The sequence below is a fragment of the Chitinophaga sp. 22620 genome, from assembly GCF_052044405.1.
In the GTDB taxonomy this organism is placed as follows: Bacteria; Bacteroidota; Bacteroidia; order Chitinophagales; family Chitinophagaceae; genus Chitinophaga.
Window position 1 is genome coordinate 1 of sequence record NZ_JBQEMV010000005.1, and the last position, 19,704, is coordinate 19,704.

Here is a 19,704-nt window from a genome sequence, read left to right on the forward strand (position 1 = left end):
GCGCCGCGAACCGGCGGCGTATCCCTGGACGGGGTGACGCCCGCCAGCGAAGGCAGGGTGGGCCTGGGCGGACAGGTATTGTTCGATCAGCTGGGGCCGCAGGAAGCATTGTCTTTCTACGGTTCCTATTCCTACCGCATCCCGCTGGACGAGGAAAACACTAAACGCCTGTGCATCGGCATCGGCGGCGGTGTGAGCCAGTATTCCATAGACGGGGCGGCGCTGCAGTACGTGGACAACGACGACGTGGCCATTCCCACCGGCAAAACCAGCACCTGGGTACCTGATGCGCGTTTCGGCGTGTATTATTACACGTCTAAGTTCTACGCCGGTGTGTCTGTCATGGATCTTTTTTCCCTTTACTCCGACGCTTCGCGCTATAACTGGAAAGGCAACAATTATTCCACCATCCGCAAAACGCAGCACCTGTATGTAACGGCGGGTACGGTGTTCCCGCTGGGGGAAAAGCTCCAGCTGAAGCCGTCGTTCCTGGTGAAGGAAGACTTCAAAGGGCCTACCAGCCTGGACCTGAACGCCTTCCTGCTGATCGGGGACCGGATATGGGTGGGCGGATCTTACCGCACCAATGTGAGCATCTGGAAAAAGACGGCCCTTCAGCGCGACCTCCAGGAGACGAACGCGGCCAGCGCCATGGTGGAATTCTATGCCACCCAGCAGCTGCGCATCGGTTATTCCTACGATCTGAACGTGAATAAAATGGCGGGATACCAGGGCGGATCGCATGAGATCTCCCTCGGCTTTTTATTCCCTTCCAAAAAATTCACGGTACAGAATCCCCGGTATTTTTAAACCCATTACTTAAGGACGTATGATACGACGCAGTTTAACCTTTATCCTGACCATGACGCTTGCCGGCAGCCTGTATGCACAGGAGCAGAAAAGCGTGCTGCAACTGGCTGAAGAAGCCTATGCACGCGAAGAGTATGCGGTGGCAGGGGCGCTGTACAAACGGCAGGCCCGCAGCAAAGGCGACAGAACGCCGGTGGCCCTGCTCATGAAAATGGCGCGCAGCTACCAGGAGATCGGCTACTTTAAAGAAGCGGCGGGCTTTTACCAGCAGATCATCGCACGGCCGGATCACCCTGCGGCGGCTTATTTCGCTTACGGCGAAGCGCTGCGGCAGCTGGAACAATACGATTCCGCCCGGCAGCAATACGCCCTGTTCACCACTGCGAATGCAGACAGTATAAAGCTGAAAGAAATAGCGCTGCGCGGCTGCGACAGCGCCGCCGTGTGGAAACCCGCGCCGGTGCAGCTCCAACCGCTCAAAGAACTGAACACACCCGGCTCCGACCTGGTGAGCGGCGTGATCAAACAGGGACTGCTGCTGATGTCTAACGGCTACCGCGAACTGGTGCTCAACGGCAATGCGGAATCCAACCCGCAAACGGACCTGCGCACGAAGCAGCCTTTTTACAAAGCCTACGTATACCAGCAATACACACAAGGCAATGCCACGATGTACCTGGAAGAGCTGGTGCCGAAGCTGCTCGGTAAATATGATTACCACATCGGCCCGGTCAACATGAACCGCACGGAAGATACGCTCTATGCTACCATCAACATACAGGGAAAGAAAGTGCCCTTTACCGGCAAAGGCCCGGTGAACGGGGTGCGCCAGCTGCAGATCTACCAGTCCGTTAAAACCGGCGGCAAATGGGGCGAGATGGTGCTGCTGCCGGGCATTAACGTGGCGGGCCATTCCTCCAGCCATGCGGTGCTCAATACGGACGGCAGCATCCTGTATTTCGTGTCGGACCGCCCCGGCGGTTTCGGGCAAACGGACCTGTGGTACGCTGAAAAACAGGCTGACGGCAACTGGGGCTCGCCGGTGAACTGCGGGGATAAGATCAATACCATCGCGGCGGAAACATTCCCCACCGTGAACGAAGACGGCATCCTTTACTTTTCCAGCAAAGGCTACGCCGGGCTGGGCGGTTATGACATCTATCGCGTGAAAGGCGGGAAAACCAGCTGGGAAACGCCGGAAAATATGAAAGCGCCTTTCAACTCCGGTGCGGACGATATCGGCCTGGTGCTCAAACACAATGGCTATGAAGGGTATATGTCCTCCAATAAACCAGGCGGCATGGGCCGTGATGATATTTATTATTTCGCGGACCTGGATTACACCAACCGGGTGAACCATATTGCTCCTCCAGGCGTGATCGATCACAGCAAACAACCGCCTGTGACGCCTTCCACCGGTACGACCGGCACTACGGGCACCACCGGCCAGCCGCCTGTGCGCAGGCAGCTGACCGCTGAAGAGGAAGAAGACCGGCGTACGCTGGAGCAGCTGAAGTTCCTCTACGACTACAACAGCGCCCGCCTGCTCACCGAATCGCGGCAGGTGCTGGACAGGGTGGCCGACGTGCTGAAACGCAGGCCGGACTGGAAGATCGTGATCGCTTCGTTTGCGGACAACCGCGGCGCGGATCAGTATAACACCGATCTGTCTGCCCTGCGTTGCTTCTCCGTGATCGATTATCTCGTGAATAAAGGCATCGACCCGAAACGCCTCTATTACGCGAACAAAGGCGAGCTGGAACCGGTGAACAGGTGTAAGGACGGCGTGCCATGCAGCGAGGAAGAATACCGGCAGAACAGGCGCTCGGAAATGAAAGTGAAATTTTAGGTATAAATACAAAGGACAGGTTATTGTATCAAAACCGGAACGTACGTACCAGCCATTCATGGCTGGTATTTTTTTTAGTGTTTCTGAATCGCCCGATAAAAAGAGTTTCCTGGTCAAAAAAGTCCTGATGTGTTATAAAAGTTAATGGCTTGAAATACAGCCTTCTGTGTTAAATGGTTGTTAACACTGGCAAAATACAGACGGTGGCTAAGAAAAACCATGGGTTTACCAATACATACGGTCTGCGTAACCCTGTGTTACTATCTTTGCATCGGTTTTTCATAGGATATGGTTAAAGAAATTGGGCGGTTTTTACCGCCTTTTCTGTTTTCATTACTTTGTCATAAATTGATAATTGTGGAAGTGATCTTGGGAAAACATCCTCGCTATATCTAGCCCTAGGAGCCAAACCAAAGTGGAAGAGGGCGATGCAACCGCGGCCAAATACTGTGTCCCTCTATCCTTGAGGCTCAACAACGGGATTTCGTCCCTATAGGAATACATTCAACAGATAAGAAAAAAGGTAGATCGGCTTAAACTAAGCTCTTCCGGGATTTCATGAGAAAAAACAGTCAGTTAACTTTATCTGTCCTCTTTTTTCAGAAAAAACAGCTAAATCTGTGATTTTTGGGATCTCGCGGCGAATCATGAGTAAAACAGTCAACCCGCAATAAATGGACACAAAGCCCGATAAGAAGAAGTTCATGGAGCTCATGGAGCAAAATAAAGGGATCATTTTCACGATCTGTAACTCCTATTGCAAGACCAGGGATGATATCAATGATCTCTCGCAGGACATCGTTTATAATTTATGGAAGTCGTTTAACAGCTATAACCCTGATTTAAAGTTCAGCACATGGATGTACCGGGTTGCGTTAAATGTTGCCATTTCATTTTACCGGAAAGGAAAACGGCTGAGAAGTAAAGTTGTTTATGATGAACAGCTCATCCAGTTCGAGGCAGACAATGGTTTTGAAGAAACGGAGGATTTCACGCTGTTGTTCAATTTCATCAGCACGCTTAAAGATATGGACAAATCGATCATTTTGCTGTACCTCGAAGACAAGACTTACAAAGAAATAGCTTCTATTGTCGGCATCTCGGAAACAAACGTCGCCACCAGGATAGGCCGGATCAAAGGGCGGCTAAAATCTGATTTTCAATCTGCTCAAAACAAAGATTATGGAACTAAATGAAATCAAATCAATGTGGCTGTCTTATGAAAATAAGCTCCAAAGCGCGCTAAAGCTTAACCGGCATTGCCTCGAATTCATGCTGGCCCAAAGACTGCGGTCACAACTTACCCCCTTGCTTTGGCATCGGATAATAGAAGTTGCATTGCATATATCCGTAGCGGCGCTGCTACTCATATTTATCATCAAAAATTTATCCGGTGCGCTTTATGTTATGTCGGCAGGTATGTTGCTGATATTTTATACAGCGGCAATCGTTATGTGCTTCAAACAAATTAAGGCGATAAGAAAGATCGATTACAGTAAAGACATCGTGACCATTCAAAGTTTGCTGGTGATGCTGCAGACTCATTTGCTTAATCATGCGCGTGTGGCCGCACTATGTATTCCTGCTTTCCTTGCATTTCCCATGGTAGTGTCTAAGGCGATCAGGGATTTTCATCTTACCGGGCTGCAATTTATGGACATTCAAAACGGCTATGCGGGCGACTGGTGGTCGGTTCAGTTGAAGATCACTATTATTCTCATTCCGCTTTGCATCTGGTTTTATCGCGAAACATCATACAAAAATATTCATAAGCGTTGGGTAAAGCTGTTCATTCAAAAAACATCGGGTACACGGGTGCGAAAGGCAATAGAGTTTGTAAACGAAATTGAAGAACTAAAGCGCGAAGCGTAATTAATTTTAGTCCCCGCAGGTCTTATTAACCTGGCCCGCCGTGGTTTGGTGTTCGGTGCTGTAAATAACCTAAAAAGGGAGAAAAAGCGGATCCGAACTCAGCAGAAGTAGATCACATGACTCCCAGATCAAAAGGAGGCTCCAATATCAGTTCTAATCAACAAGTATTATCAAAGGAAGAGAATTTAAAGAAATCAAATAATTAAAGTGAAAAAGAGGTTTGATGAAACCTTAAATACCGCGGTATTGGATTATCCAATAAAAATGTAAATAAAACAAAGAGCCCACGCAGATCGCGCGGGCTCTTTGGGTATCTTGCATGACTTCTAGGATTTTGTTATATAAGATGGTCATGTCGATAAGGTTTTTAGAGAACGAAGGACATGAATGCCTATGGTGCCTAATGCCGTCTCGTTTGCATTAAAATTAATTGATATATAGTTGTCCTTGCACCTATTTCCCGCTAGGCTAAGCCGCACTTTTCTTCAACCGCTTCACCCTAAACCATGAATTTTTTGTCTATTAAGCGGAGAACCATATTCCTAACCCTTAAATATGCGGCCATGCAATTCGACCCTGAAATCCTCTTCCAGAACATGTTCAATTCCCTGAAAAGCTATTATGCCGGCTTTTGCACCGGCTTACAGGAAACAATCAGGCGGCACTGCGAGATACAAAGTTATCATAAGAACAGTACGATACTGGAATACGGTCAGGTCTGCAAGTCATGTTTCTTTGCGTTGCAGGGGCTGGTAGTAGCCCGTTTTATGCATGACGGCAATGAAAAGGTCAGCTGGTTCATGGGAGCGGGGGATGTGATCATTGCCGTGGACAGCTTTTACCGGCAGACACCCAGCACGGAAAAGCTGGTGGCCTTGATGGACGTGATCTGTATCAGCCTGCCCAATGAGGCATTGCAGAAGATATATCATGAATTTCCTGAATTCAACATCGTTGGCCGGAGGCTGACGGAAGAATATTACATCAAATCAATGGAGCGGAACAAATGGGTGAGTTTTTCCGCCCGCGAACGCTACAAGCTCCTGCTGGAACAATATCCCCGGCTTTTCCAACATGTTGGTAATGCGGATATGGCTACCTACCTCGGGGTGGATAAATCCACCCTATACAGGATCAAAAAGGCCCAAAGCCGGAAAAAATAGTTGCAAATGCAATCTTCAGTATGAGTGGGGCACTTTAAATTTGACTTCAAACCACTCCATATGAAAAATACCCAACAATCTTAACCTGTTTTACGGTTAAATACTTCTTCATGTAACATCATACCCGGAAAAACTGGAAACTTCTTTCCTGCGGGCATTCTCATGCCATGCGGGCCGGGGATTTATAATTAATCACCCTGAAAATTTACAAAACATGCATGGAAAGTTTTTTGTACAAATCGAAAAAATCGTAGGCAAATGTAACGACCACTTAAAAGCTAAAGACGACTTTGTCGATGCCGAAGAATATTCGGAGTTGTCCGGCACGGCCTCCCATGAAATGAAACGTCTCCAGGCCCATCTGGAAAAGGTCGTCATTTCAGCCACTCCTGCGGAGAAATTGTTACGGAAGATCGTCAGTTGCCAGCGTCATTTCGAAGTAAACATGAATGCGATGTATTTCATCCTGTATCAGGAAACGGAAGATCACGATGTATTACTGTCATACCAAAAACACAGCCTGCAAAACCTGCTGAATAATATTCTGGACATCCTCGATGAAGCCCTAGACTACATGTATCTTCATTTCAGCGTCTATTTCGACATGGCTTGTTATATGCCGCTTTACCGTTTCCTAACCCACTCCCGAACACTGAAGCGCGAGGTGGATGAGCTTTTAAGAAAGACCGCCAGTAATAAAGCGATATTCCGTTGTGTATACTGGCTGAAGAAGGCAATGGTGGATTTTGAGCATAGTGGGAGAAAATATCTGGCTACTTATGCGGAATTTGAAACAATCACGGATCTTGCCAGGAATATCAACAAAAGCCTTGAAAACTGTCCGGATCGTAGCGAGCTGATCAATCTCATTCATGCGCATTACTGGGAATTGAATTTTAATTACCCACCCTACGCGTATTCGCTGTTTAATGAGATCATGCAAAACTCCCGGGATATGCAGTTGGAGGACAGGTTCAATTATCTCAGCCTGATGATCGGGAAGATCCGCAGGCAGAAAAAAGTGGAGTCCCCCGTTTTTGATTTTGACCATCACTGCCTGAAAACCCAGCTGATAACCCTGTTGCAGGATGAATACAAAAGCATTGAGCTGAAGATCACCACCACCCGTATTCTTTCCCGGGAAATTCCCGCCTCCTGGGAATCTTTCCGGATCAGCACCCCGCTCACCGTGGAAAAGATGGCTTTTTACCTGCATTACCTGGTGGAGGAAGGATTTATTCAGGTAGACAGGATGGACGACCTCTTTTCCTTTGCCTGTACGTTTTTTACCACGCTGTCTCCTGTGCCCATAACCGCTTCAGCTCTGGCCAATGCGTTTGAGCAGACGGCGAATGCAGAAAAGGTTGAATTAAAATTAACAGCGGCTTCATCCAATCACCAGGAAGAAACATGAAAACCGACATTCTGCCTTTACCGCAGCATACCCCGGCCAATTACCTCCGGCACATGAATGCTTTCCTGGATCGGATAGAGCAGGACAAACGGTTAACCCTCTGCCATATCGGGTTATACCTCGCTTTGTTCCGGTGCTGGAACCGTACATATTTCAGAAATCCATTTTACGTATCCAGGGCTGACCTAATGCAGGTGGGGCACATCGGCTCTCCCAACACCTACGCCCGCTGCATCAAGGAGCTGGAAAACTTCGGGTATATCAATTATTTCCCTCCGGGAAGCAAAGGCACTGCTTCCATGGTAAGCATTATTCCCATGAACCAGCAGCGGCGTACAAAAGCGATACAGGGCGATAACGAAAATGATACGGAGAACCGTTCAGAAGTGATACCGCCTGAAAGCGGGCAGATATCACAACTGTTACCGGGTCGTAACAGAAATGATACGGCACCTGTATCAGTAGCGATACCCATTAATAAACAAACAAACTTGACAAACAATGAGATAGGCAGCACACCCCCAACGGGCAAGAGGAAAAAAAAGAAGTTTAAACCGCCAGCAAGGGATGAAGTAATAGCCTGTTTCCGCAGCTGGCGTATGCCGGAGGCTGAAGCCGTCCGGTTTTACCTGCACTACCAGGCCAACGGCTGGTACCAATCCGGCAAAGTAGCCATCCAGGATTGGAAAGCCGCAGCGGAAAAATGGATATTGAATGCCGGAAACTTTAAAACAAAATCCAATGGAACCAAACCCGGAAACCTCAACGCAAACCAGGGCGGCAGCTATTCAGAGCCCTTATGACTACCCGCAATTGTTCTCCATCGTGGAAGAGCGCGGCAAACAACTTTACGGAGCCAGGTATGCCGTTCACGAGTTGGACAGGCCGGTGATGCTGAAGCTGCTCTGCTATTTCCTGCGCGACGAAGCAGTGGCCGCGGCGGAAAATGTAAACCTGGAAAAAGGCCTGATGCTTTGCGGGCCCATCGGCTGCGGCAAAACGTCCATCCTGCACATCATCCGCACCCTGATGCCTGCTGGGGAGGCCTTTGGCATCGTATCCTGCCGCAATGTCGCTACCCATTTCAACCAGGAAGGCTTCGCTATCATAGACCGGTATTCCGCCCTTCCCCGGCAGGGCGTCCTCCTCAAACGCGCCTATTGTTTCGATGACCTGGGCCTTGAGATGACGGGCAATTTCTACAAAAATGAATGCAATGTGGTGGCAGAGATACTTTTTAACCGGTACGAGGCCTTTGTGCATGAAGGGGTGTTGACTCACATCACCACTAACCTCAGTATCAAAGAGCTGGAAGAATGCTACGGCAACCGCCTGCGCAGCCGTTTGCGGGAAATGTTGAACCTGATCGCTTTTGATGCTGTTTCTCCCGATAAAAGGCACTAAAAAAGGCCTCCGCTTAATGCGAAGGCCTTCAACTGGCAGCCGGGAAAGGCACCTGCTGCCGCGGCAGGCTACTCGTTGTTAACGGTTGCCTGGCTTACGCCGGACAGTACAGCGCCTGCTACTGCAACGTAGCTGGCTATTTCTGTAATGATTGCCGGCAGGGCGAAAGGAAGCCCTATTACAGCGGCGCTGATCGCTGTCAGCACCAGCCCCCAGTTGCGGGTTTTCTGGAAGAAAACCGGGGTGGGGGAATTGAAACGATCTAAAAGATTCATGATGAAACAATTTAAAAGTGAAAAAATGGATTACCGGTCATGCGCCGCCGTCTACGGCAACCATGGCCATGGCATTGAAGCCGCCGTTGTTCAGCTTGTAGAACTTTCCGTTCACGGACTGAAGGAACTCAATGCAGAGCGCCAGGAACAGCGGTTTCTCGCTGTTGGCGGGCAGGTTGAGAGCCAGTGCCAGCGGTTGGGTGGCAACATCGTCCAGCGGCAGCTCCGCGGAGCTTACGAGGGCGCTGTTGGTTACCTCCGTCTCAAAATCGATCTCGGCGGCCGCCGCGGAGATCATGTAGTGAGTGCTGTTTACCGGAGACGCAATGCCCTGTTTGGGTACAAAAGGCGGAATGTCCGCCGTGGCGGCGCCGGTGGTGCGGTCTATTTTTACCGTGTACGGCGCATGCAGGGTGGAAGCGAGGGTGCTGGCCGCGTTGAACTCGAAACCGCGGAACAGTTCCGTTTCACCGTCCAACACGTTGCGCTCGCCACGGTTGCTTACCTGGTCCGCCTTCAGCACCTTCATGAACTGGGAAAATACACGTTGCACAACGGTGCCATCCGCTACTTTTTCCAGGATGGTGCGCAGAGCGTTGCGAAGCAATCTGCCGGCCTTTCCGGCCCTGGCGAACTCCCTGCCGTTCTCACGAACGCGCTCAAATGCGGGGTCGGTAGCCATGCGTTTGGGATCTACGCCGCCCGCTGTTCTTACACCATAGGTGCCGTCCTTCATTTTATAGAACGTATAGCCGCCCATGGTGCCTGTAATGGGAAATAATCCCTTTTGTTTTGGCATAAAAAAATTGTTTAGAATTAATACTGGGGCAATTCGCTACGCCATGCCCATCAGGCGTTTGCACTGATCAGATGCGTTTGTTTGTAATTACAAAAGCGAAACTACCGGCAGGCCGAAACCCCACAAAACAACGTTTCCGATTTTGCCGGTTTTTGCCGGAATTAGCCGTTTTTGGTCGCGCATGGAACCATATTTTCCTGAAAGAATTGTGATCTACACCAAGGATGTGGAAGTGATATTGGGCAAGAGTGAACGCTCCGCCAGGAATTTTTTGCGCATGATTAAACGGGCCCTGAAAAAAAGCGACCGCCAGTTCGTGACGCTGGCAGAGTTCTGCTATTTCACCGGGATTTCGGTGGATGAAGTCAAAGAGTGTATTAAACGGTAGCTGCTACGTGGCAGGCAGTACTCAAAGAGGAGGATAAAGCGTGGATAAGGCGTGTTTAGTAGTACTCTTAAGGTACTTAGGGGTAACAAGCGGTACAATAGTGATACGGCTGGCAGGAAACAAATAGGATACCAGAAGAAAATCCCGGCATAAGCCCGGGACTCTAGCGAACCATAATTTTTTTATAATTAAACTGAATACATATGAAATTACTTCAACTAAACCCCTTGAACATGCAAAACTTGCTTTTTGCAGCCGCATTCATTTTATTGCTGCCCGGCTGCTCAAAAAGGGATGCTCAAAATGAGAAATTAAAGCCCGAACATATTTTTGCGAAGTTACCGCCATCAGCGGACGGCAGGCTTCGCGTTTTTGCGGATTCCCTGTTAGTAAAAGAAGAGGAACACCCATGGATGGACAGCGTTTTAAACCATACTGGCGCTCCCGGCTGGGAATATGCCGCATTCGGTATCCAAACCGGTTCTCCCTCGGCCATGGTGCCGCTGATTGACCACTCCCTCCGTAAAGTAACCGGGCTTTTGGTAATGGTAAATGGCCCGAATTTCCAGTATCGGATCATAGATTCCCGCCGGCCAGAAAAATACGGTTACAACAATGGCAAAAACGTCGCCAATGCCCGAACGATTTTTATTGCGTCGGACCTTTTTAACCAAAGGGCCTTTCCCGATGCAGGAGCCGCACCGATTGGCGAATGCATGATGACCAGAAAGGAGCGCCAATTTTTTGAGAATGCCAGGAGAGCGGAAGGATCTTTTACACCGATCGTGCGAGCTGCAGGTTATGCACTATCGATTACCTGCTACACAACAATGGCCTGTACCGGCGATGGCCGGGGTAACTGTGTCGGAAATATTACCTACCACACCGATTGTATATACAACTACATTTGGATCGATGGAGGGTATGGATCAGGCACAGGTAGCGGGTATACAGGTGGAGGGGTAAGCGGTGGGGGCGGCAGTTCTACCGGTAATGGGTCAGCTCCGCCTGATCCATGCGGCGCAGGTACTCCTCCCCAGGAAAATGAAGGTCCGCTTGCGGTTCTCCCCCCGGCAAAACCGATCAGTAACGTCCAGCAATATCTCTCGTGCTTCGATCCAAGGACAAACGCGAAAATTACCTTTTATGCCGACCAGCCGGAAGCAGGATCAAGCCAGCTTTTTACAACTAAAGAAAAAGTCGGGCACGCTTACATTTCAATAGAACAATATTCAGGAGGGAGGATTGTTCGCAGAACTGTCGGCTATCATCCATTTGAGCCGATTGCTCCATTTTTTACAATAGAAGGAAGAAGCCAGCTTGGCGATGATTCCAACTCGGAGTATGATGTGCGGCTGAGCGTCCCTATTACATCGTCTCAACTCCAGACCGTTTTAGCGTTAGTTGAAAATTACAATCCACATTATCATCTTGAGAATTATAATTGCACTAATTTCGTTTTGGACATATCCGATGCCTGCGGCCTACATATCCCACGCACAAAGGGTTGGTGGCTTGTTGGCTCCGGTCTGAACCCGGCAAGTTTCGGCGAGGATTTAAAGAAAATCCCAGGTGCCGTTGTTGGAGAGGGAAGCTCCCATGAAAACTCAGGTGTTTGCAACTAAAATATTGTTTATGAAGCCCATTATCCATTTTATTTCTATCATTCTCATTTCATCTTTGCAACCTGCTTTCGGGCAACAAAAATCGAATGACGAAATTGTCATAAGAGATTTCCTGAACTACATTTCCGCTCCTAAGTGGAATATTGATACGGTAACCTCAAAATATGTACTTTTTTACCAAAAAGAATCGAAGGTAGCATCGCGTGTTACAAGAAAGTTCTATCTTGGAATGGCAGTTTCTGAATTGGCCGAGAAGATAAAGAACGTGAAGCTGGACGACTTAAAAATTGTTCCATACAATGAAGCTGAAGAAAAGTTCCGGAAGATGTTAATGGCGCCTGAATACCTGGAAAGGTCATATGTGGTTACCGATACTTCGGGTAAATTCACCCGGTACTTTTTGCTTAAAGATGGACAAATTGAAGGGTTTGTTTTATTCCAGGATAAAACCTTCCTGCTTCTTAACTAATGAAATACCTTGGCTGAAGTCTAAAGCGGTAGCAGTGGATGTTTGGCATTACCAGTGCATTCCCTGTGATGAAAAAAGAACCAGCCGCCGAAGTGAGTGACACAACGGCGGCTAAGTAAAGAAAAGAAGCCGGTACCTGATTCCGCCTAATATTGTTGGGCAATAACACAACGGTCTAATTATCAAATGGTTAACAAATGCTTGTGTTAACTTTATTTATTAATTAACCCTAAATCATGTGTTATGAAGAAAGTACCATTTTATTTGCGAACAAGCATCTGGAAACAGGAAAAGGTTACCGACCCATTGCATTTTCTTGAAAACTTTTTTTCGACTGATAGCATGGCAGGCCACCGGAAATTTATCGGGGAAATTTGCGAAACCGCATATTCCAATCGTATCTGGAGAAAAGGAAGCCCCAATACTTTGATTATTGTTATCGCTCACCTGGAGGCCCTGATAAATGCCGCGTTTATATTACGAAGGCGTCAAAAAACAAATGGACCCGCGTTTAACCCGGGAAAAGGCATTTCTAAATTCTTTCCTGCTGATCGAAAATTTGAGTTTGTTTCTTCAGGAGAATTGCCAAGGGAACTTTCCAAAAAAGAACTCAAAAAACCCCTGAAAGCATTTTCAAGTTTTTTCACCGAACATAAAATCAAGGAATGGAAAGAAATTTTAGGGGAGCTTTTTTATCATGCATTGGGACGGGGGAATATGCACAGTATTGACGGGCGGTTCAACGCTATTCGGATTACCAGATACTTAAAAAAAATCATCGAAGCATCTTATTTGATTCATTTGAATAACGCGAAGGAGGAAACCGGGGAAGAAGCCGGATCTAATTAAATCGGAATTAGGGCTCTTGTAGTAGCAGGAGCCCTTTCATTGAATTATATTTTTATGGTCAGTACTTCCGATAGCCGCGTAGTGTAACGTGAGGAAAGCTTCTCTTGCCTAAGTTTCCATTTATTATTGTAACCCTGAACTGCAAATTTAACCAGTTCCTTTCCTCCGAACGCTTTATTAATACTATCCATGACATTCATAAGGCGCTCATCTTTCTCCCTGTCAACAGAATCGAAAATACCGGCCTGTACCTGGCTGGAAGGAACCAGGTCTAAGAGAAGAATTCCCACCTTTTTAAAATTATACCCGTCCCTCCAAATATATTCCAGCGCCTGCGTAGCATGTTGCAGAAGCTCAGAGGTGCTGGAAGTGGGCACGGGCATATTAACGGTTAATGACCGATAGTACTGCCTGTCCTGCGTACGGAATGCGTTTGTCTGAAGCAATACCTGTATCGTGCTGCAGCAGCTGGATTGCTTCCGAAGCTTGGCAGCCGCAATCGCTGTGTAATTGGCCAGGGCTTCTTCGACTTCATTTTTTTTTGAAAGGAGATGGCCGAAAGACCGGGCCACACAGATGTTTTTTTTTGCAGGAGGAACTTCCTCAATTTCTATGCAGGGGATGCCTTGAAGTTCTTTCCAGATCCGTTGCCCCATCACCGTCATTTTTTTTCGTACCCACTCTTCGGGAGCGCGGGAGAAATCCTTTGCGGTCTTAAACCCCTTCAGTTCCAATAAACTGGCATATTGTGGGCCTATCCCCCAAATATCGCCTACCAAAGTGTCACGCAACACTTCCTCGGTTTTTTCCTTTGTGTCCAGGATATGGATGCCGATATGCTTTTTATTCTTTTTTGCATATCTGTTGGCCATTTTCGCTAAAGTCTTTGTGGGTGCTATCCCTACTGAAACCGGTATGCCCGTCGCTTTTACAGCCGCTTGCAATTCTTCAGCGTATTCAGGAAGCTTCATGCCGAAGACATCGCCCAGGTAAAGAAATGCTTCGTCAATACTGTAAACTTCAACCGTGGGGCAGTGTGTGTGCAATACTTTCATGACGCGGTTGGACATGCTGCCATAGAGGGCATAATTGCTGGAGCATACAGCTACATTATTGCTTGTAAGCATATCCTCCATAAAGAAGGCTGGCGCACCCATCTGGATACCCAATTCCTTTGCTTCCTCTGATCGGGCGATGACACATCCGTCATTGTTAGATAACACCACCACAGGTCTCTTTTCCAGCTTTGGCTGGAATGCCCGCTCGCAGCTGACATAGAAGTTGTTACAATCTACCAAGGCAATCATAAATAAAGATTTGGATCAATAAAAATGCGGGTTATAACGCCCCAAACTCTAAAATCGTCCTCTTCCTGAATCAAAATAGGTGTGTAAGTAGGGTTCTCGGGATGCAGCATGTATCCTGCGTCTGTTTTCAAAAATCGCTTAATTGTAAACTCGCCGTTGATCGTTGCTACTATAAGGTGCCGATGCTGTGGTTTTATTTTTCGGTCTACGGCAATGAGTGATTTATTCAAGATATGGGCGTCACGCATCGAATCCCCGGCTACCCGGATTATAAAAACAGTAGGGGACGTTAGGTTGAATATCTTAACGAGATCAATTTCTTCCTCCTGATAATCCTGAGCTGGTGAAGGGAAACCGGCTGATATGGCAGTGTCTAACATAATTGCCGGTAATTCCGGCTCGGTAACGGAGTATATAATATTGCCGTTATGCTGACCTAACGCTCTCATGTCTACTAAATTTATTAGCGCAATTTTAGCTAATAATTTTAGTATTACAAAATCAATAACAGTTGGGATTGACAATAACAACAGTATAATACATTGAAATGCAATTTGTTGGATACGCCAACAACTTTGTGAAATGTTAATGGGTTGGTGGGGGCGTTGGCTTGAGAGACGTTATGATTTCGGTAGATGTTGAAGCCCAAGCTCCGCTAATCTTTTAAAAGCCGACGAACTTTAGCTTTTGTTTTAAATGCATCTATCACTGCCATAATGTGCTTTAAGTCCTCTTCCGGAAGGCTCTCGACTTCAACCAGGATTGTCTTGGCCTCGTTAGGGGTAATCTGCGGAACAAAACCCAGCACTAAATAATCCAAAGTAGTACCTAAAGCGGTGGCAATTTTTGCGCCCATCTCGATGGACGGTACCATCTTTCCAGTCTCATATCTACTTATCATATTTTTGCTCGTCTCTACCAAGGTTGCCAAGTCCTGTTGACTAAGTTCCTTTTCCTGACGTTTTTCTTGCATTCGTTCAGCGAAGCTCATGAATTACAATTTAATTTCAACTTATAAGTACACAAATGTATACTTATCATGTGATTATTGCCTAGAAAAATATAATTGGGCACAAATAAGTATACAAATATTTGGTTTTAAGTACCCTTTTTAGTATATTTGTATACTAAAAAGGTGATAAATGAAAGATAAAAAACAAAAGCGCCTTCTTACAGTAAGCTTTACCTGCTTAAGGAAATACAATGGCGAAAGCATCATTATCCCGTATTTCCGCCTCAGCGCAAAATGGCTATTTAGCGCGGGGTTTAGATCTGGTGATATTCTTCAGATAGAAATTACCGATAACATTCTTACAATAAGCAAAGCTCATTGTAAATGCCGGAAGGTAACCACAAAAATCAGAAAAAATCTGATACATATTGAGGCACCAGCCTCAATTGCCAACCCTGAATAAACTCGGCTCCTGGCTGACAATTTAAACCAAAACATTGTTAAGTATGAAAAAAGAACGTTTGTTAACCGTAGGCTCTACCTGTTATGAGCTTGAATTTGATCAGGTAAAAGTGCCCTTTATTCGTCTAAGCGGCAAATGGCTGGAAGCGGCCGGCTTTAAAGTGGGTGACCTTATCTCTGTTGAACCCCAGGAAAACGGCCTGCTTATTAGAAGGATGGACGGCCTACAGCTACTGACAAATACCCACAAAAACAAAACCGGCCCTACCGGCAAAGACCAGCTGCGCGCCATTGCGAAGCGCATAGAAATGACGCTGCCCGTGAAAGGCAATGCGCGTTGAGAATCTCACTCTCAAAATTGATTTGTTAACCTAAAACCATGTAATTTACTATGGAAAAAGTGTATGTTGACACCTCTGTAATCGGAGGCTGTTTTGACGTGGAATTTAAAGAATGGAGCGAGGCGCTCTTCGAAGAATTTAAGACCGGCACTAAAAATCTTATTGTTTCTGACCTGGTACACTGGGAATTAACTAACGCCCATAGTGCCATCCAAAATAAGTTAAACGAAGTACCTTTGCAGTACAGGACGGACTTGGTGACAACTGCTGAAGCGAAAAAGCTGGCCGATATGTATATACAGGAAGGTGCGCTGACGAATAAAAGCTATCACGATGCCGTACATATTGCACTGGCTACTTTAAACCATGCGGATGTGCTGGCCAGCTGGAACTTTAAACATATTGTGAACCTTAACCGAATACGGCTTTATAATTCCATAAACCTGCGGATGGGTTACAGCCTTATAGAAATACGCACACCCCGGGAAATTTTAAATATACGCAACCATGAAAAAGGATAAAAAGAAATACGATGCGGTGCAGGAAGTACGTGACATCCGTGACCGGTTTAGCGAATACCATCACGACCACCCTGAAGAATTTGATAAAGCATTGAAGGCCGCCCGGGAAAAACTGCCCCCCGCGACAAAGACGAAGAAGCCCGATTGAGGGCGGGAGCGTTGGAGGACGTTGGGAGACAGGGAAAGCCCAGGCGGCTAACCCTGCCCGCACACACCTGAACAGCCGCCATAGGCCGCAAGTCTGCCGCTGATCGTCTGCTGGAGGGGAAAAGAAACACATACTTGTGGGTGAGGGTGGCCCCCTTATCAACCCGAAAGAAGGAAAAGCTGCCACCCTCGCCCACAAGTATGCGCCAAGATCATTCTACTGCTGGGCAGCATATCCATCGCCGCTGTTCGCGGCAGGACATATTCTGACGTTGAGCTATTCGGGTGCACGGAAGCTCAAAGATGGTTATTGCTGCCGTTTTTTAATAAGCTCGCAACCTGCGCGACGAGAGTAAAAGAGAAGAACTGCCGGTTGCCAACAAAACATCCACCGCCCAATAGCCAAACCAAAAGTTGAAGAGTGCGACGCAACGGCGGCCTAATTGAAAACTTTGCCGCTGGGCTCAACCCGTTTACCCTTTCCCTTTGGCGAGTGACAAGTACCGAATTCACAAAGAAAGTCATATTACTTCCCAGATAAAATTATTGGGGAATTGGGGCCAATACAGGCTTTTTTGTTAATTTAGTTAGATACGTTCTTAAAAAAGATATTTCACGCTTTTTTCGCACATAATTTCGACATGCAAAATTTTACTCATCAATAAATGAAAATCGAAAGAATTTTTGAGCTTGTTAGAAAAGAAGAAGTTGTATTGTGGATTGGTTCGGGCTTCTCCTTGTATGCCGGTTATCCTAACGGGAGAAAATTAGCTGAGATAATTTATAATTCTCTTACTTCATCAGAAAAATCAGAAGTTTCCCCGGGTTTACCCTTGGCACAGATATCGGAAGAATTTGTTAGATTAAAATCAGGAAACAGGGCACCTTTAATAACTCTGTTAAAAAACGAATTCCTTAGGCCACCTGGCTCAAAGATTTTTCATGAAATTCTCTCTAATATTCCACATATAAAAACTATTATTACAACTAATTATGACAAGTTATTTGAGCTTGCATATAAGGACGAAATACAGTCTATTATCTTTCCTTACGAAGTTTCCCAAATTAGCAAGAAGATTGAGTTGTTTAAAGTGCATGGTGATATTAATCACTCCGAAACAATTTTGCTGACAGCCAGTGATTACAATAATTTCTATTATCAGAAAAAGAATGAGGATCTGATGTGGGCGACGATAAAAGAGAGGATTTCGAATAAAGCTGTTGTTTTTATAGGTTATGATCTTGAAGACGGGAACATTTCTAACGTCTTTAGAGGAATTGATGAGACTCTAGGTCCTAACCGGAAAGAAATGTTTTTAATTGCCCCTGATCTAAAAGCACATAAGATAGACTATCTAAGAAAACAGGGGATTCAATATCTTAATTTTAAAGGAGAACCGTTCGTCAAAAAACTTCATGAAAGCATAAAGCAAAATATCGTAACAGATTATAATAATGGTTATTTGTCTACAGATACAATGCGCATATTTTTCAAGAAAAATAATCTCGGAGTCGAACTTAAGAGCTTGGAAGATAGATTTGAAATTAAGTCGGTTAACTTCTTAACCCAACAGGGTAAAAGCAGATATGTTTTTGAATTTAAAAATAACAAGAACTTTACAGAGTCATTTCAAAGTTTTGCTCGCGGTGAAAGTTTTGAAGAACTTAGAATTGAGGGCAAAGAACTGCAGACATTCAAATTATTTTTGAATGATGTGAATATTGTTGGCGACGATCCAGAAAATTATCAGGTACGACTGATTCCGGTTCCTAAAAAAGAAGGATTGGCTTCAATTTCATTTGATGATGGTTCAGAATATGAAGACATTCGTTACAGAGTGTTTGCTTCCAAAAGGTTAATAGAAATAATTGCAAATTATAAGGGCGCCGAATTTAATTATAAAATTTCAAATCCAGCCTTAAGTAATGTCTCGGGAATATTTTCGTTCAAGCAACTGGATGATTTCGCCAATGTGAATGACGCGATCGCTGTTTTAAAATTGAACATTAACTTAGCGTCGGGAAAAAACGGGAAGATTTATTTAGACGGTGAATCAGCAAACTTCAATTTGAATCTTGGTAAATTTAATCTACCAGTTGAACCACTGAATAGCAGCTTAGATTTCTTTCTATCATTAAAAAAAATAGAGCGCATTTACGGAGTTAAATTCACAAATGTTAAAAATTATTCAAGGGCAGACTTCGATTCTGCTTATAAAGTTCTTGAATTTGCAAATGAAGAGCCCCAGATATATACCTGGGATGAAGAATTGCTGTTTAATATTGAGAACAGTATTTCTCCAGAAATACTATTGAATATTGGGAAAGGATCAAGTTTCATATCCGAATCGCAACATCCAGAAATCTTAACAATTTTAAATCAGAGTATAATTTTAGGCTTTCAAATTATGGAGCCATTGGATCTCTATGTAACTAATTTAGATGAGGTGTTGAGTAAAAAATCTGCAACTGTAAAGGTAAGATCTAAATCAAAGCAATTAAGTGTTCGTTACGTGAAACAAATAAACGTTCATCGGAGAATAACAGAAACATCTTAACTTTTGTGACCGTTTCGAATGATCTAGGTACTGTATGATAATCACATCTCTTGTCATCTGAGACCACATTAAAACTAGTCAGGTTAAAAATTCCCCTCATCCTACTCGTGAATCTATTTCCAATAGGCTCCTCCAGTTCCTCCTTACGTTCAAATTTGTTGTCGCATGCGTAAGCATCTTATGCAAGATGAATAAAATCACGTCTGGAAAGCAGTCCCTGCCCCATAGCGTTATGTGTTACCCCGCTGTTGATTTCAACCCGGGATCATCAAAGCAGAACATCCGCGACACGCTATAAACACAAAAGCTGCATAAACACTAATTTTTGCGGCTCAAATTTGTTTACTTTCGCATTGACGATCCCGTCTGAACAAACATACTTTTTTCCCGTGCCAATCCTAGGTCTGGGGTGTCAAATCCAATATGATAATCATCGCCTGGTCATAAAGACAGTGGGAGCACTTGGCGGGCATTACAGTTTTTTGTCGGAATAATAGGA

Annotated in this window: 22 protein-coding genes and 1 pseudogene; 18 read left to right on the plus strand and 5 right to left on the minus strand. The window is 45.7% G+C overall.

The window, feature by feature from the left end; translation table 11 throughout:
- From ACTJIK_RS22665 to ACTJIK_RS22705, 9 genes and pseudogenes are all read left to right on the plus strand, one after another.
- Positions 1–810 (plus strand): PorP/SprF family type IX secretion system membrane protein (locus tag ACTJIK_RS22665; RefSeq protein WP_440649218.1); only part of this gene is annotated, 810 nt, incomplete at its 5' end.
- A 19-nt stretch (positions 811–829) separates the two neighbouring features.
- Entirely contained in the window at positions 830–2,659 is a 1,830-nt protein-coding gene (locus tag ACTJIK_RS22670; RefSeq protein WP_440649827.1) for an OmpA family protein, read from the plus strand.
- Positions 2,660–3,333: 674 nt separating this feature from the next.
- A complete protein-coding gene (locus ACTJIK_RS22675; RefSeq protein ID WP_440649828.1) occupies positions 3,334–3,855 on the plus strand; it encodes an RNA polymerase sigma factor in 522 nt (173 codons plus the stop codon).
- On the plus strand, positions 3,842–4,531 hold the full coding sequence (locus tag ACTJIK_RS22680; RefSeq protein WP_440649829.1) for a hypothetical protein: 690 nt from the start codon (positions 3,842–3,844) through the stop codon (positions 4,529–4,531). Before ACTJIK_RS22675 ends, ACTJIK_RS22680 begins: the two co-directional genes overlap by 14 nt.
- 95 nt (positions 4,532–4,626) lie before the next feature.
- Positions 4,627–4,737 (plus strand): annotated as a pseudogene (locus ACTJIK_RS22685) (HNH endonuclease domain-containing protein); the annotation flags it as partial.
- 357 nt (positions 4,738–5,094) lie between these two features.
- Positions 5,095–5,694, plus strand: coding sequence for a Crp/Fnr family transcriptional regulator (locus ACTJIK_RS22690; protein WP_440649830.1), 600 nt, complete (start codon positions 5,095–5,097; stop codon positions 5,692–5,694).
- Between the two features lie 214 nt (positions 5,695–5,908).
- Positions 5,909–7,108 carry a hypothetical protein gene (locus tag ACTJIK_RS22695; RefSeq protein WP_440649831.1) on the plus strand — a complete coding sequence of 400 codons (1,200 nt, stop codon included), beginning with the start codon at positions 5,909–5,911 and terminating at the stop codon, positions 7,106–7,108.
- Entirely contained in the window at positions 7,105–7,911 is an 807-nt protein-coding gene (locus ACTJIK_RS22700; protein ID WP_440649832.1) for a hypothetical protein, read from the plus strand. Before ACTJIK_RS22695 ends, ACTJIK_RS22700 begins: the two co-directional genes overlap by 4 nt.
- Complete coding sequence (locus tag ACTJIK_RS22705; RefSeq protein WP_440649833.1) at positions 7,850–8,512, plus strand: hypothetical protein; 663 nt, start codon at positions 7,850–7,852, stop codon at positions 8,510–8,512. Before ACTJIK_RS22700 ends, ACTJIK_RS22705 begins: the two co-directional genes overlap by 62 nt.
- 68 nt (positions 8,513–8,580) lie before the next feature.
- Here ACTJIK_RS22705 and ACTJIK_RS22710 read toward each other — a convergent pair whose 3' ends face one another.
- Positions 8,581–8,787: a hypothetical protein gene (locus ACTJIK_RS22710; RefSeq protein WP_440649834.1), complete on the minus strand. Its 207-nt coding sequence runs from the start codon at positions 8,785–8,787 to the stop codon at positions 8,581–8,583.
- 37 nt (positions 8,788–8,824) lie between these two features.
- Positions 8,825–9,586, minus strand: a complete 762-nt coding sequence (locus ACTJIK_RS22715) for a hypothetical protein (protein ID WP_440649835.1) — start codon at positions 9,584–9,586, stop codon at positions 8,825–8,827.
- 181 nt (positions 9,587–9,767) lie between these two features.
- Here ACTJIK_RS22715 and ACTJIK_RS22720 point away from each other — a divergent pair, with 181 nt between their 5' ends.
- The 4 genes from ACTJIK_RS22720 (at position 9,768) to ACTJIK_RS22735 (ending at position 12,917) form a co-directional block, all read left to right on the plus strand.
- Positions 9,768–9,974: a hypothetical protein gene (locus tag ACTJIK_RS22720; protein WP_440649836.1), complete on the plus strand. Its 207-nt coding sequence runs from the start codon at positions 9,768–9,770 to the stop codon at positions 9,972–9,974.
- Between the two features lie 203 nt (positions 9,975–10,177).
- Entirely contained in the window at positions 10,178–11,599 is a 1,422-nt protein-coding gene (locus ACTJIK_RS22725) for a hypothetical protein (RefSeq protein ID WP_440649837.1), read from the plus strand.
- Positions 11,600–11,609: 10 nt separating this feature from the next.
- Positions 11,610–12,068 carry a hypothetical protein gene (locus tag ACTJIK_RS22730; protein WP_440649838.1) on the plus strand — a complete coding sequence of 153 codons (459 nt, stop codon included), beginning with the start codon at positions 11,610–11,612 and terminating at the stop codon, positions 12,066–12,068.
- Between the two features lie 243 nt (positions 12,069–12,311).
- Positions 12,312–12,917, plus strand: a complete 606-nt coding sequence (locus tag ACTJIK_RS22735; RefSeq protein ID WP_440649839.1) for a hypothetical protein — start codon at positions 12,312–12,314, stop codon at positions 12,915–12,917.
- Positions 12,918–12,961: 44 nt separating this feature from the next.
- Here ACTJIK_RS22735 and ACTJIK_RS22740 read toward each other — a convergent pair whose 3' ends face one another.
- The 3 genes from ACTJIK_RS22740 to ACTJIK_RS22750 all read right to left on the minus strand — a co-directional run bounded on the left by ACTJIK_RS22740 (position 12,962) and on the right by ACTJIK_RS22750 (position 15,215).
- Positions 12,962–14,224: a Y-family DNA polymerase gene (locus ACTJIK_RS22740; RefSeq protein ID WP_440649840.1), complete on the minus strand. Its 1,263-nt coding sequence runs from the start codon at positions 14,222–14,224 to the stop codon at positions 12,962–12,964.
- Complete coding sequence (locus ACTJIK_RS22745; RefSeq protein ID WP_440649841.1) at positions 14,221–14,673, minus strand: LexA family protein; 453 nt, start codon at positions 14,671–14,673, stop codon at positions 14,221–14,223. The genes ACTJIK_RS22740 and ACTJIK_RS22745 overlap by 4 nt, the downstream gene beginning before the upstream one ends.
- A gap of 206 nt (positions 14,674–14,879) precedes the next feature.
- Positions 14,880–15,215, minus strand: a complete 336-nt coding sequence (locus ACTJIK_RS22750) for a helix-turn-helix domain-containing protein (protein ID WP_440649842.1) — start codon at positions 15,213–15,215, stop codon at positions 14,880–14,882.
- A 151-nt stretch (positions 15,216–15,366) separates the two neighbouring features.
- Here ACTJIK_RS22750 and ACTJIK_RS22755 point away from each other — a divergent pair, with 151 nt between their 5' ends.
- From ACTJIK_RS22755 to ACTJIK_RS22775, 5 genes are all read left to right on the plus strand, one after another.
- Positions 15,367–15,639 carry a hypothetical protein gene (locus ACTJIK_RS22755; RefSeq protein ID WP_440649843.1) on the plus strand — a complete coding sequence of 91 codons (273 nt, stop codon included), beginning with the start codon at positions 15,367–15,369 and terminating at the stop codon, positions 15,637–15,639.
- A 43-nt stretch (positions 15,640–15,682) separates the two neighbouring features.
- Entirely contained in the window at positions 15,683–15,979 is a 297-nt protein-coding gene (locus tag ACTJIK_RS22760) for a SymE family type I addiction module toxin (RefSeq protein WP_440649844.1), read from the plus strand.
- Positions 15,980–16,029: 50 nt separating this feature from the next.
- Positions 16,030–16,500, plus strand: coding sequence for a hypothetical protein (locus ACTJIK_RS22765; RefSeq protein WP_440649845.1), 471 nt, complete (start codon positions 16,030–16,032; stop codon positions 16,498–16,500).
- A complete protein-coding gene (locus ACTJIK_RS22770) occupies positions 16,487–16,648 on the plus strand; it encodes a hypothetical protein (protein WP_440649846.1) in 162 nt (53 codons plus the stop codon). The genes ACTJIK_RS22765 and ACTJIK_RS22770 overlap by 14 nt, the downstream gene beginning before the upstream one ends.
- A gap of 664 nt (positions 16,649–17,312) precedes the next feature.
- Positions 17,313–19,205: an SIR2 family NAD-dependent protein deacylase gene (locus ACTJIK_RS22775; protein WP_440649847.1), complete on the plus strand. Its 1,893-nt coding sequence runs from the start codon at positions 17,313–17,315 to the stop codon at positions 19,203–19,205.
- The last annotated feature ends 499 nt before the right edge of the window (positions 19,206–19,704 follow it).